The 13,903-nt window shown below is 40.8% G+C and carries 12 protein-coding genes; 3 read left to right on the top strand and 9 right to left on the bottom strand.

What is annotated here, in order from left to right; genetic code table 11:
• Positions 1–7 precede the first annotated feature (7 nt).
• From dnaB to HMPREF3032_RS07155, 5 genes are all read right to left on the bottom strand, one after another.
• Positions 8–1,360, bottom strand: a complete 1,353-nt coding sequence (gene dnaB / locus HMPREF3032_RS07175; RefSeq protein ID WP_062403557.1) for a replicative DNA helicase — start codon at positions 1,358–1,360, stop codon at positions 8–10.
• Between the two features lie 65 nt (positions 1,361–1,425).
• Positions 1,426–1,872 (bottom strand): 50S ribosomal protein L9, encoded by a 447-nt coding sequence (gene rplI, locus HMPREF3032_RS07170; protein WP_009353218.1) that lies wholly within the window; start codon positions 1,870–1,872, stop codon positions 1,426–1,428.
• The gene (locus HMPREF3032_RS07165) at positions 1,869–3,893 is read right to left on the bottom strand and encodes a DHH family phosphoesterase (RefSeq protein ID WP_062403554.1); all 2,025 of its coding nucleotides are present in this window, start codon (positions 3,891–3,893) and stop codon (positions 1,869–1,871) included. The genes rplI and HMPREF3032_RS07165 overlap by 4 nt, the downstream gene beginning before the upstream one ends.
• A 16-nt stretch (positions 3,894–3,909) precedes the next feature.
• On the bottom strand, positions 3,910–4,857 hold the full coding sequence (locus tag HMPREF3032_RS07160) for a YybS family protein (RefSeq protein WP_062403551.1): 948 nt from the start codon (positions 4,855–4,857) through the stop codon (positions 3,910–3,912).
• Positions 4,858–4,962: 105 nt separating this feature from the next.
• A complete protein-coding gene (locus HMPREF3032_RS07155; protein WP_072270778.1) occupies positions 4,963–6,882 on the bottom strand; it encodes a ribonuclease J in 1,920 nt (639 codons plus the stop codon).
• 427 nt (positions 6,883–7,309) lie between these two features.
• On the opposite strand from HMPREF3032_RS07155, the gene HMPREF3032_RS07150 reads away from it, so the two are divergent.
• From HMPREF3032_RS07150 to bioF, 3 genes are read left to right on the top strand one after another with little or no spacing between them, the layout of a single operon-like run.
• Positions 7,310–7,804 (top strand): hypothetical protein, encoded by a 495-nt coding sequence (locus tag HMPREF3032_RS07150; protein WP_062403549.1) that lies wholly within the window; start codon positions 7,310–7,312, stop codon positions 7,802–7,804.
• A gap of 6 nt (positions 7,805–7,810) precedes the next feature.
• Entirely contained in the window at positions 7,811–8,566 is a 756-nt protein-coding gene (locus HMPREF3032_RS07145; protein WP_062403546.1) for a 6-carboxyhexanoate--CoA ligase, read from the top strand.
• A complete protein-coding gene (gene bioF, locus HMPREF3032_RS07140; protein WP_062403544.1) occupies positions 8,559–9,719 on the top strand; it encodes an 8-amino-7-oxononanoate synthase in 1,161 nt (386 codons plus the stop codon). Before HMPREF3032_RS07145 ends, bioF begins: the two co-directional genes overlap by 8 nt.
• A gap of 231 nt (positions 9,720–9,950) precedes the next feature.
• On the opposite strand, the gene HMPREF3032_RS07135 is transcribed toward bioF, so the two are convergent.
• Genes HMPREF3032_RS07135 through HMPREF3032_RS07120 form a run of 4 tightly spaced genes read right to left on the bottom strand, consistent with a single transcriptional unit; the run spans position 9,951 to position 13,846 of the window.
• Entirely contained in the window at positions 9,951–10,649 is a 699-nt protein-coding gene (locus tag HMPREF3032_RS07135; protein WP_062403541.1) for a uracil-DNA glycosylase, read from the bottom strand.
• Between the two features lie 10 nt (positions 10,650–10,659).
• Positions 10,660–12,261: an ArnT family glycosyltransferase gene (locus tag HMPREF3032_RS07130; RefSeq protein WP_062403538.1), complete on the bottom strand. Its 1,602-nt coding sequence runs from the start codon at positions 12,259–12,261 to the stop codon at positions 10,660–10,662.
• Between the two features lie 10 nt (positions 12,262–12,271).
• Positions 12,272–12,841, bottom strand: coding sequence for a DedA family protein (locus HMPREF3032_RS07125; protein ID WP_369813348.1), 570 nt, complete (start codon positions 12,839–12,841; stop codon positions 12,272–12,274).
• A gap of 54 nt (positions 12,842–12,895) precedes the next feature.
• Positions 12,896–13,846 carry a cation diffusion facilitator family transporter gene (locus HMPREF3032_RS07120; protein ID WP_009353188.1) on the bottom strand — a complete coding sequence of 317 codons (951 nt, stop codon included), beginning with the start codon at positions 13,844–13,846 and terminating at the stop codon, positions 12,896–12,898.
• Positions 13,847–13,903 lie beyond the last annotated feature (57 nt).

Below are 13,903 nucleotides of genomic sequence, written 5' to 3'. Positions count from 1 at the left end.
CCTGCTTCTATATACCAGGGTCATCTTCACGATACGCCAGATCTCTAAACCGTGTATATGCCCCTTCAAACCATAGTTTTACAATCCCTAACTCACCATTACGATGCTTACGGATGATAACTTGTGTTTCTACACCATCACTAGTATCTTCTGTATCTTGATAATTTTCACGATTCAAGAAAGCAACGATATCCGCATCTTGTTCTAGAGAGCCAGATTCACGCAAATCACTTAACATCGGCGTTTTATCTGCCCGGCTTTCCACACCACGACTTAACTGCGACAAGGCAATCAATGGCACATTAAATTCTCGTGCCATAATTTTTAATTGTCGAGAAATGGCAGATACTTCTTGTTGGCGATTATCCGCTATTTTTTTACCGCCATTTTCCATGAGCTGAATATAGTCCACCACCACAAGTCCTAATTCACCATGCTCTTGAATTAAACGGCGCAATTTTTTCTTCATTAACTGTGGCGTCAAACCTGAAGTATCATCAATATATAAGGGAGCTTCTGCTAAATCATTCAAGGCACTAATCGCTTTTCCCCAGTCTTCTTGACTCAATTGACCATTCCGGATTCGTCCAGAGTTAATACCTGCCACTGCTGCCAACACACGGGCTACAAGCTGTGTCTTAGACATTTCTAGAGAGAAAAAGGCTACATTTTTCTTCGATTTCATAGCTACATTTTGAGCAATGTTCAATGTAAATGCTGTTTTACCCATAGAAGGGCGGGCTGCTACTAAAATTAAATCTGATTTTTGCAATCCACTAGTTAGGTTATCTAAGTCTTTAAATCCCGTAGATACGCCAGTCAATATCCCTTTATGCCGTTGTAATTCATTGATACGATCAATCGTTTCATACACCACATCTCGCATAGAACTAAACGAGGATTCTCCTTTGGTGGTGCCGCTTACATCTAATACCATTTGTTCTGCTCGATTGACGATATCTTCTGTCTCTTCTTCTTCACGATAGGCCATAGATTCCACTGCATTCGCTACATGAATAAGTTTACGCAAATGGGCTTTATCTCTCACAATTTTTGCATGATCTTCTACATTGTATACATCTACAATATCTGTTGTAAGATTTGTAAGGTATAAAATACCTCCTACAGCCTCTAATTTTTGGGATTTTTTTAATTCTTCAGATAATAAAACATAGTCTGCTCGCTGATTTTTTCCTACAATACTAGCAATCGCTTCATAAATTACTCGATGATTATCACTGTAAAAATCTTCTGCTTTTACAATAGAGCTAACTGCATCAAAGGCATCTTTATTGAGCAAAATAGCTCCTAGTACGGCTCGTTCTGCTTCTATACTATGCGGTGGGATCCGTCCTGACATACATACCCTCCCTATATACAATTACATATTTTATGCAAAAAAGAGGGGCCTAGCCCCTCTTTCTATTAACCCGCAACTACTTCTACAGTAATCTTAGCTGTAATTTCTGGATGCACTCGAATTAACACTTCATGAGTACCCAATGTTTTGATTGGCTCTTTTAAGTCAATTTTCTTTTTATCTACATCAACTTTTACTTGCGCTTGCAATGCATCAGAAATATCTTTACCTGTTACAGAACCGAATACACGGCCACCATCTCCCATTTTTACAGGGATTGTAATAGATACTTTCGACAATTGGCTAGCCAATACAGTAGCTTCATCAGAGTCCACTTGTTTTTTATGAGCTTGAGCCCCCAATTTTTGTTTCGCGTTGTTCAAATTCTGAGGAGTTCCTTCAAGGCCAACACCTTTTTTAATAAGCACATTGCGACCATAAGCTTCAGAAACTTCTATGATTTCGCCACGTTTACCAACTTTTTTAACATCTTCTAATAAAATTACTTTCATGTTAAGTCCTCCTTCGTTTCTCTTTGTAATTCTGTCATATGGGATACGGCTACTTCAGTCACCCATTGACGCGCCTCCTTCATAGACATATTGTAAATCTGAGCGCCCGCCACGGTACGATGACCTCCGCCACCGACAGATTCCATAATTAACTGTACATTTAACTTGCCTTGTGACCTAGCACTGACTCCAATGCCACCATCTGGCAATACATAAAATACAAAACTAGCTTCAATACCCTCTAGCGTAATTAATTTATCACCTGTTTGAGCTGCTATCACTGTTGCATTCTTCGCATCTTGCGGTGCCTCTGTAAAAGCCATATTTTCTATTTCTTCTGCAGACGCTAGCATAGCAGAACGTATACGCATACCTTCAAAGCTATCCATAAATAAATGTCGTACTAAAGATACATCTGCACCTGATCGGCGCAAGAAAGAGGCTGCTTCAAAGGTGCGCGCCCCTGTTTGGACCACAAAGTTTTTTGTATCTACTACAATACCCGCATATAAACCACTAGCTTCAATATGCTTAATCTCTACATGTTCTGGGAAATATTGAATTAACTCTGTTACCAGTTCACTAGTAGATGATGTAGATGGTTCCAAATAGGTCAATAATGGAGACTCAATAAAGTCTGAACCCCTTCTATGATGGTCGATGACAACACGACGATTTGCCTTTTTCAAAGCTGATGGAGCTGCCACCATCTCAGAACGATGCACATCTGTCACAATCACAACTGTATTATCTGTTACAAACTGAGCTGCTTCTTCTTCATCAATAATTAGACCTTGAAAATCTGGATGTTCTACCAATACTTCTACTAATTTACGAACTGCTGTAGGATGCGAACTCAAGGCAATATTCACTGGTTTCTTAAGAGCTCTTGCCATCGCTGCTACGCCTACAGAAGCACCAATACTATCATAATCTTCCCGATCATGACCCATCACAAGCACACGATCAGAATCCAACATAATTTCATGTAATGCATGAGATACGACCCTAGCACGGACACGAGTATTCTTTTCATTTCCTGATGATTTTCCACCAAAAAACTTGACTTCTTCACCATGGTATACGCAAACTTGGTCGCCACCACGTCCTAAAGCAATCTCCAAGGCAGCTTTTGCCTTTTCTCCTTGTACTTTCACAGTATCCTCTGTCAAAGCAATACCCATACTGATGGTTGGAGGGATATGTTTCGATGTAGTTAAAGCGCGAATTTTATCTAATAAACTAAACTTCGATTCCATCATGTGCAACATGGCAGCCTTACTAATACTAAAGGTATACGTATCTTCTGTAGCATTCCGAATAAAACCATCATGTTGATCGATTTCCATCACAATCAATCGGTTCATATCGGACCACAATTGTGTATATTCAATATCGCTCAAGCCAGAACGCAAATCTTCGATATTATCCATAGCAATGAAACCAAGAGCTGGAAGCATAGAAATAGCCTTATGTTTTTCTGCTTCAATATCTGTAATATCATCAAAGTAAAATGCCATATAAGACTCTAATTCATCACTCTTTACATCAGAATAGTTAGACTTTGGTGCTACCAAGGTTTTGTAAAGTACGCGATAATACTTACCATCAATTTCCTCGTGAAAGAACCCAGACTTGCCCCAATATTTATCAATCCGCAAGGTAGGAATAAATCCACTTAATTTCATTGTTTTATCAGAATCACTGGGCAACCAATCTCTAAATACGCTATTACTCCAGCAGATAACATTATGTTCATCGATGATAACAATACCTACTGGCAAGTTTTGTAGCGCAAAGGTAGAGGCCTGCGTAATTCCTTTCGCCATACAGTCAAATTGAGCTTTTCTAAAATGTCGTCCTCTTCGAATGGTACGTCCCACGTACAAATACGCAGCGATTACCACTATACAAGCCAACATGGCTAGTTGCCAATTCAAATAGAAAATAATACCTAATAAGATAAGAATGAGAACGGCAGCAGTAATTTCAATAGAACTGTATTCAGTTTGTATATCCATACTACCTCCTCTAATTTCACTCACTTCGTCTGCCCCATCGTTCCTCTAGGTGCAAGAATACATCTAGAGCTCCTAATATAGCGGCGGACTGTGACATCATAATAAATAAACCTAGTACAATCCACGGTACAAACTTCGGTGGATGATAACTTTTACTAATACGCCAAGCACAAGATATGCCTCGTATAAATAGCATTATACCACCTAAGTACATCAAATTATAGCCTACATATTCAAGGAGCGGAATATATTGTTTCACAAAATAAGAAATGACCCCCACTAAAAAAATATGTAATGCCCAATCTGGTACACGCCAACCTTTAATAGTAGGCATTTCAGGAATATGGTAAGTACCGATACGACTGAGCACAATATACGTAAGACGATTAATAATATAAGAAATAGCCACACCAGAGCAAAATAAACCTGCAATCAATACTTTTTTCATGATTTCAATTTGATCTTGTAAGGCGGTCATCGCCGTTGTCACTTGTTCCTCTGAAAGCCCCTGTTGCACATACATATCTTGCATGGATACTGTAATTTGTTCTTCCAAAGATGACCACATCTCTGTAGGACTTACCTGCATCACCAAAGCAGATGCCCAAAACTGAACTACTACTGCTAGCATTAATACCACAGCAGGAATCATCAACAATTTAGAAATCGACCAGTGCTTGCTTAATCCATAACCGATTAAAATACCAATCACACCAAAGACTCCCCCTTCTACTATGGCCGTCAAAGGTCCTAATAAAAAGGCAATGGCTATCATCGCTGATACAACAGATAATAGGCTCCAACGAAAGCCATGACGTACACCTACAATGGCAATCGTCATAGGCACAAAAATAGATCCAAAAAATCCAAGCATAGGTACACTGAGACCTATCATGGCAAAGACAATCATCAATGCCGTTAAGATACCAGACTCTACGACGGACTTTGTACTTGTTTGATTCATATACTAACCCCATACTATGTCTCTCCTCAAAGGTTCAACATAGTTCTATGCCAATACAATAAATAGACATATGACTATCGTCATATGCCTATTATATCATATTCTCTATACGTCTTGAATGATTGGTAGAATCATTGGGCGACGACGTGTTTTTTCATAGAAGAATTTTCCTAATGTGTCACGCACCACAGTTTTGATCGTTGTCCAATCTTTGATATGATCCATTTCACATTTCTCTACTGCTGCATCTACACGACGTTGTGCTTCACTTAATAATTCTTCTGCATCACGAACATACACAAAGCCACGAGATAACATATCTGGTCCCGCTACAATCGTACCAGAAGCACGGTCCATTGCCATAACAACCACAACCATACCTTCTTGCGCTAATTGCTGACGATCACGGATAACGATGTTACCTACATCGCCTACACCTAATCCATCCACAAAGACTTTACCAGCTGGCACACGACCTGCTAAACGACCTGTACGAGTAGTAAACTCAAAAATTTGTCCATTATCACCTACCAAGACATTACTAGGTTTTACAATCCCCATGGACACAGCCAGTTCACCATGTTTTTTCAACATGCGGTATTCACCATGAACTGGAATAAAGAATTTAGGTCTCACCAAATTCAACATAGTTTTTAAATCTTCTTGGCTACCATGACCAGATACGTGAATACCACGATCCTTGCCGTATACTACATGAGCACCTTGGCGCAATAAGTTATCGATGGTACGTCCTACGGCCGCTTCATTACCTGGAATTGGTGTAGCGGAGATGATAACAGTATCATTTGGTGTAATCTCTACGGTACGGTGATTGTTTGTAGACATACGAGATAGACCTGCCATTGGTTCCCCTTGAGACCCCGTTGTTAAGATCATAATTTCATCAGCACGATAGCGATTCATTTCATCATCACCGATGATAGTTCCTTCTGGCACTGTTAAATAACCACGCTCTTGAGCGATTTCTGTAACATTTACCATGGAACGACCTAATACCACTACTTTACGTTTTGTGGCTACCGCTGCATCAATAGCTTGTTGCAATCGGGACACATTAGATGCAAAAGTAGCTAAAATAACACGACCCGTAGCTTCTGCGACAGCACGCATAATCGCTGGTCCTACAGAACTTTCAGATGGAGTAAACCCTGGCTTTTCCACATTAGTGGAGTCGGACATAAGCGCCAATACGCCTTTGTTACCAAGTTCTGCAAATTTGTGAACGTCCATCAATTTCCCATCTACAGGAGTTTGATCCACTTTGAAGTCCCCCGTATGTACCACAGTACCTACTGGAGTTTCTAAAAAGATGGCACATGCATCTGGAATAGAGTGATTTGTTTGGATAAAGCCCACTTTGAAGCAGCCAATTTTAAATTCATCACCAGCTTTTACAACTTGTAATTTTTTAGCTTTTACATGATGTTCTTTTAATTTACCTTCAATCAAGCCACATACTAAGTTCGTAGCATACACAGGTACGTTCACTTCTTTTAATAAATACGCCAAGGATCCAATGTGGTCTTCATGACCATGAGTAATCACCACGGCACGTACTTTATCTTTATGCTCGATTAAATAACTCATATCAGGGATTACAATATCTACCCCTAACATGTCATTTTCTGGGAATGCTAATCCCGCATCTAACACGACAATATCATCGCCATATTGGAAAATGGTCATGTTTTTACCGATCTCACCTAGGCCACCTAATGGAATGATTTGCAATTTATCTTTTCGCGCATGGGAACGATTTATTTGTTCATGTTTTTCCACAGTTGTATTGGCACGTTGTGGTTTACGCGGACCACGATTAGATTGACGGCGCTCGCCATTATCGCCTTGTGGACGCGGACGACTGGTACGTTCCCCCTCAGCTTTCACAGTGGTACGACGATTTTGACCCGTCGTGCGGCGTGTACGTGTTGTAGAACGTGGTCGTTGTTGCGTAGCTTCACCTACCGGTGCAGCTATATTTGTTCTTTCTTCTTGTATATTCAAAATTTCCTCCTACAGGACTATAGTCGTACTGTCTATACATACTACCATAGTCCAAGACTATATAATCCCACCCTCAGATGGTTAAGCATGTATCGGCATGTAAGCACAAATAAGTATCTATTTCTGTTCGTATTCATACAGCAAAACACTGTGAGAAACCTTTCTCACTATCTATGTCACATTCTTCTACACAGCAAAGCATATACCCTCTATACATACTTCTACTGTGAAACATTTGGGAACCCATAAGGTTCATAAGCCGATCAAAATAATTACCTTTATTATACTATAGAAAATCCACCCTAAGCAACTAAGGCGCCTCTCCCTAATCCATAAAATTTGCAATTGAATATTGCACTATATGCAATTGCGTTTTATAATGTAAACTAAGTAAGGTTTTTGAAAGTTTACAATAGGAGGTCACAAAATGAAAAATGTAAGTATTCACACAATTGCAGAGATCGCTATCTTAACGGCGATGATGACAATTCTAGGAGGCATCAAAATTCCCAACTTAATTCCCGGTGTAGAGTTCCAACTATCTGCTCCTTTAGCGGTAGCAATTTGCGCTGCCTTCGGATTCCGCAAGTACATCATCTGCGGCTGTCTTTCTAGTTTGATTGGTCTTGTATTAGGCACACAAAACTTATTAAACGTTGCCATTGCCATGCAATTCCGCCTCATCGTAGGACTCATTTTATGGATTGGCAAAAATCGCATGTGGTCTATTCTTATCTCTGGTCCTATTGCGTCTGCTATCGCCCGTATCACCATTGGTTTATCCTTTGGCAAAATGGTCATTCCTATGCTTGTGATGGCAGTACCTGGCATGATTTTCACAGTCATTGTAAGCCCTATCTTCTATAGTATCTTGCGACGTCTACCACGCTTGGCTACTACGTTGAAAGTACATCAAGGTTAGTCACTTATGGTTTACAGCATTCGTATGCGCGCTGCTAAGGGCGGCCCTCATGAACAAGGAGGTTCTCATATTTCTGGAGCGGAACGTCTCGTCTCTTTAGAATCCTTATCACGCATTTCAGAAGAATTTTTACAACGAGCATTACAACACAGCAAAGGTCGTCCAGATTTTATCAATTTACAAATTGATGAGATTCCTGATGACTCCATCGTGAAAGTCCCTGCTCTCATGGTGGCTACTACAGAATCAGAAACAATCGAGGACTCTCATCGGGTAGCTACCCAACTATTACAACAAACACAGATCCATGAACAGGCGATTCAAAAGGCTTTTACCAAACTCAGCCAAAACACAGAAACTATAAGTGGTGCTTGGCTCGTCAATGCTACTACTGGTGAGGTATACCCCCAAACAGTACGCGTGTCCCGTATGGATGCCGAATCAGATGCAGACATACACCACCATTTGCAATATTATGGTTGTTCTTCCATCCATTCTAGGGAGGCTCTCATCTTAGCAAGCAAGGTCCTCGCATCGCCTTACGTACTAGGTGAACTATGTTGGTCCGATGATCCAGAGTATACGACGGGCTATGTGTCCTATGGCACTACCTACCATCGGTTAAGCCCTATGAAAGTCTATGGTAGTCCTATTGGTGGTCGTGCCTTCTTTATCACTGACGATGCACCGATAGAAGAAGTAATACAGTATTTTACATCCACTCCTACGTGGGTCACAACGAAAGGGATTCACCATGTTTAATCGATACTCCGAAGCCTTAGTCAAGCGCCAAGAGGAATCACAATTTCGTTCTCCTCGCACCTATACTCCTATCGATGCTACTCATGTTATGTATGAAGGTTCCACCTATCTAATGATGGCATCAAATAATTACCTAGGCTTAACCCATCATCCCCACGTGAAAGATCGAGCCTTACAGGCCATCCAACAATATGGCACTGGTTCTGGTGGCGCTCGACTTACCTCTGGTTCTTTCCCTTTATTTCAAGAACTAGAGCACCGTCTCGCACAGTGGAAAGACTGTGAAAAGGCACTCACTTTCACAGCTGGGTTTATGGCAAATCTAGGGACAATCTCTGCCCTAGTGCATAAAGGGGATATTATCTTTAGTGATGAATTGAATCACGCTAGCCTCATTGACGGCTGTCGTCTCAGCGGCGCTAAAGTACAAGTCTACCCTCACAAGGATGTGGCAGGTCTAGAATCCTTATTAAGCCAATCTAAGCCCTATGGTATGCGTTTTATCATCACTGATGGAGTATTCAGCATGGATGGGGATATAGCTCCTTTGCCTGAACTATTGGAACTTGCAGAACGCTACGATGCCCTACTGATTGTGGATGATGCTCATGCTACTGGCGTCATTGGTGAGGGCCGTGGTACAGCACATCACTTTCACTGTGAAAGCCCACGTATCATCACCACTGGCACTATGAGTAAAGCCTTAGGGTCCATAGGTGGATACGTCTGCGGTAGCCAAACCATCATAGACTATATCATTAACCACAGTCGTCCCTTTATCTTTGCCACCGCTTTGTCCCCTGCTGACATTGGGGCAAGCATCGGTGCCTTAGAAGTATTAGCTGAGGAGCCTAGTGTATATCAAAGCCTGCGAAGCAATACAAAATATATGAACCAAGCTTTGCAATCACTAGGAATCCCTAGCAGCGATGATACACCGATATTTCCTATCATCATCGGCTCTAACGAAGATACATTAGAAGCCAGTCTCCAATGTAAAAAAGAAGGCATTATCCTCAGTGGCATTCGCCCTCCCACAGTCCCTGTCAACACCGGACGATTGCGCTTAACCGTAACCGCTTCACACACAGAAGAAGAATTACAAAGAGTTATCCAAGTATTGCAAAGACTACCAATACAAAAGACCTTATAACAAAGCTTCTCTTGAATTCCCATAAAAGGAGCACAACAAAATAAGCTCCAAATAAAATAGAGGAAAGTTGAGCCATATCAACCTTCCTCTATTTTTTAATCCACCGCAAGAAAAGCCGTAGTGCTTACTAAAAACATTAGCGTAGGTCTGTTTTTAGAAGCGCTGCGGCTTTTCTACTTTTCAGAAGCGCTGCGGCTTTTCGTCTTTTTAGAAGCGCCACGGCTTTTCACTCTATAAGGTTTTACAAAATTCCCTAAATTGTTCTTTATAGAGCCCCGCCCCTCCATTAGCTGGATGGCGCAAGGTAGCTTGTACTTCTACGCCATACTCCGCCAAGGTAAGACTCGCTTTTTGACCCACTCCAATAATCTGAGCCTGTGGAAATAGATCTAACAGTTGTTTCGTATAGGTCCACCCTAAGTCTAATTCTTGCTTTATAGGTGTCCGGTTCGTCAAGCCATCTGTTCCTTTAAAGGGATGAAATGGAAAAATATTCCATAACACCACTTCATAAGGATCTATATTAGCTTCTAACATGGCATTCCACACCACAGAATCAGTAGGCTCATTAAAGCCCTTTTCTTTTTGTGTCGGTTTGATAATATACTCGTTCTTTGGATTACTAGTTCGTTTCGGCTCCAATCCAGTAAATACCATAGAGGGGGTTACCGTAGGGTGATGCCCTAAGAGCATTCTTTCACAGGTCATGGCAATCCCTGTAAATCGCCCTCCTTGATAGCCCACCGCTTCTGCTATGATGAGAATTTTAGCACGCTCTAATCGCTGCTCCAAATAAGCCTGCAACTGCTTTCTACGAATAGAACTCGCTCGTTGATTCGTATCGTAGCGTCCATCAAAGTCATTCCAAGGATTATACACATGAGGACTAGAAAATCCTTTTAATTGTCGCATCAATCGTTCTACTGACATAGATACCTCACTATTTGGAATGCAATAGTACTACCTTAGGACTACTTTCATCACGTTCTAAATATTGACCTACTGAAGATTCCTCTAATTCTTTACCATAATTTTTATTGGTAATTATGAGCATCTGTTCCCCAGATTGCAAGCGTTTAAATAATTCTTCTTCCTCAATTTGAGGCATCACATTCTTACCGTTCCACTTCGCACTGCGCTGTACATTATACTTCGCCAATCGTTCTGGACTAGGCTCTACTCGCACTGGTGTCACATCTAAATAATACGGCACTGACGCCGCATATTCCCCATAATAATACACAGGTCCATGAAAGCTGCGTATCTGTTCATGATAGGTCACAGAAGAACGCAAACCCAAGAATGGTACCAACCCTTCCATAAGCACAATACCTAGTACTATCAAGGTACCCATCCCCACTGTGAAAGGCATCATCAATCGTTTCCGGTACCAATAACACCCCCCTAGGAATAAGGTAAGGACTACGACAACAGCTCGAAGAATCCACCAAAAGCCCCACGGTGCAAAGAATGTTCCAATCCCAAGAACCCACCATAACACTAAAGTCGGTCCTAATACCCACCACCAAGCACGGTGACTAGCATCTTTCAAAGAAATCACCCCATAAGCCCCTAATAGACTAAAAGGAATGGCGGAAATAAAAGCATAGGTTGGATATTTCGTGGCCATCATTGTATAGAACAAAATCGTTCCCCAGCCCATAATCATGGTATATAGATAGGCATCAGTTCGTGTTTTCCAACCCCGATACATGCCATATAGAATAGCCCCCGTCCAAGGGAGAGAGCCCCCTAGGAAAATAGGTAGATAATACCACCAATGATTTACCTCGGGATGTTCAGATTGGGTTGCTCTCGTTATATTATGAAGTCCTAAAAACCCATTGATAAATTCCATACCATGAGTATGGTACATATATCCATACCAAGGCAAGACTATAGCTAAGAATATGAGGATACCTTGCCATGGAAATAATGCTTTCACCATAGACCAAGATCGTTTAACCCCTGCATAAATCAGGAACAACAATCCCGGTAATACCAGCCCTACAGGGCCTTTCGTCAATACTGCAATCCCCGCAAAGCCATAGGCTACTGCCATATACCATGGATTCTTAACTAGTAGTCCACGATAGGCGTAATAAAAGGTACCTACCGTGGCAAATAACAACACCATATCTGTGATGATACCATGGGCAATGGTCCATACGATGAGAGATGTGCCTAATATGAATGCTGATAACAAAGCGCCTAATCGTTGCCCTGTTAGGGTGCGCACCCCTTGGTAAACCATAGCCACTGATAAAGCCCCAAAAAGACCTGACGGAAAACGTGCTGCAAAGTCTGTCATACCGAATACAGAATAGGACAAACTTAATAGCCAATAAATCATAATTGGTTTATCAAACCAATAGTGCCCATAAATTTGTGGGGACAACCAATCTCCGGAAAGGACCATCTCTTTTGCGGTTAAAGCGTAATTCGACTCTACTGGATCCGACACTGGTAATAGATGGTTCCCTAGTACATAAACTCCTAAGAAAAAGAGAAATACTACATAGGTTACACGATGTAATTTCATAAGCATCTCCCTATTGTTTACGACGTTTCCAATATTTCAAACCATATACTACAGCTACCACTATAAACACTACAATCATAGCAATTAATAGTTCATGATTATACTCAATCAAGTCTTTCCAATGTTCTCCTAATTTCATACCTAGCCAAACTAGCAAGATAGTCCAAGGGATTGTGCCCAAAGTAGTCCAAATCACAAAGGGGGTCATCGGATATTTAGCCACTCCTGCAGGGAAGGAAATAAATGTACGCACCCCCGGTAATAAACGGCCAATAAACACAGCGGCACCACCATAGCGATTGAACAATTTTTCTGCAGCACCAAATTTATCTTCACTAAATAAGATATATTTCCCATATTTCATCAATACAGGTCTGCCACCATATTCCCCTAGCCAATAGGATAATACAGAACCCACAATACCCGCTACAACACCTACAATAATAGCTGTATTCAAATCAAATACGCCTTGAAATACTAAATACCCTGCGAACCCTAAAATAATTTCACTAGGAATCGGAATGTTCGCATTTTCTAGCACCATGCAAATAAACATGGCTGCATACCCATATGTCTCCATGATGGTCAATACATAATCCACTGTTGTCTCCTCATCGGAAGATAGTTATTAATCTCAATCTTCATCTTCTTCATCTAATAAATAATCTTTTGCCATCCACTTTTTCGTAGCTGTAAATGTGATCGTCACCCATTTCTCTGCAGGGTCACCACCAATGGCAAGGTCAATTTCATTGCGAATTTCATCTAATTCTACAATGGTTTGTTTTGGGAAATTCTTAGGAATTAAAATATCAATTTCAATCATTTTTACATTCCCATAGGCTTGTACACTAGTGACATAATCTTTAAATTTATACTTTTCCATGAAAGAATCCATAATAAATTGGATTCGATTATGTAATTTCAAAGGCGCTACACCCATAATTTGTTTCACCGATGGAATGATAATTTTTAAAGCAGACGGCATCATTTGTAACGATAAAATAATGAGCACAATAGGATCCACGTAGACCGCCCATTCTGCATAGCCAAAATGTTCTAGCCCAAAAGCCACTAAAAAGCTAACTAAAATCCCAGCTTCTAACATAGCATCGATGGACCAGCTAATATTATCGAATTTTACCAAATTAGATTGTAATTTTTTATTGATTTGGTGCACATAGAAATAATAGCACGTATCAGCAATGGTAAAAATTGTAGCATAGATGATAGCAGGTCCCACATGAACAGCACGACCGCCACCCAATAAATCCGTCAGTCCTGATAAAAAGGCATAGCTTACGATCAACAAGGTAAAACTACCTTCTGCAATCAACACTAAGGGTTCAAACTGCCAATAGCCAAACTGAAAGCGTTTGCTTGTTTCATTTGATACTAATCGGGATGTGATGATCATCATCACTTTAATAATCACAGCAATAAAGGACACGACCCCATCTAACAAGATGGCACTAGATCCGCTAAAGACCCCCATCATAGTGCCCCCTATAGCCACAAATGACATGAGTATGGCCGATTGAATTAACAACCGTTGCTCTACTGCATGTTTATCTTGTATTAACATATACACTCCTATTTAATCTAGCGAGCTTTTCGCTCAAGTTTCCTATACCTATGTAAG

Source organism: Veillonella sp. DNF00869 (assembly GCF_001553345.1).
Classification (GTDB): Bacteria; Bacillota; Negativicutes; order Veillonellales; family Veillonellaceae; genus F0422.
Note: the sequence above shows the minus strand (reverse complement) of the source record. Positions and strands in the feature narration are given on the sequence as shown.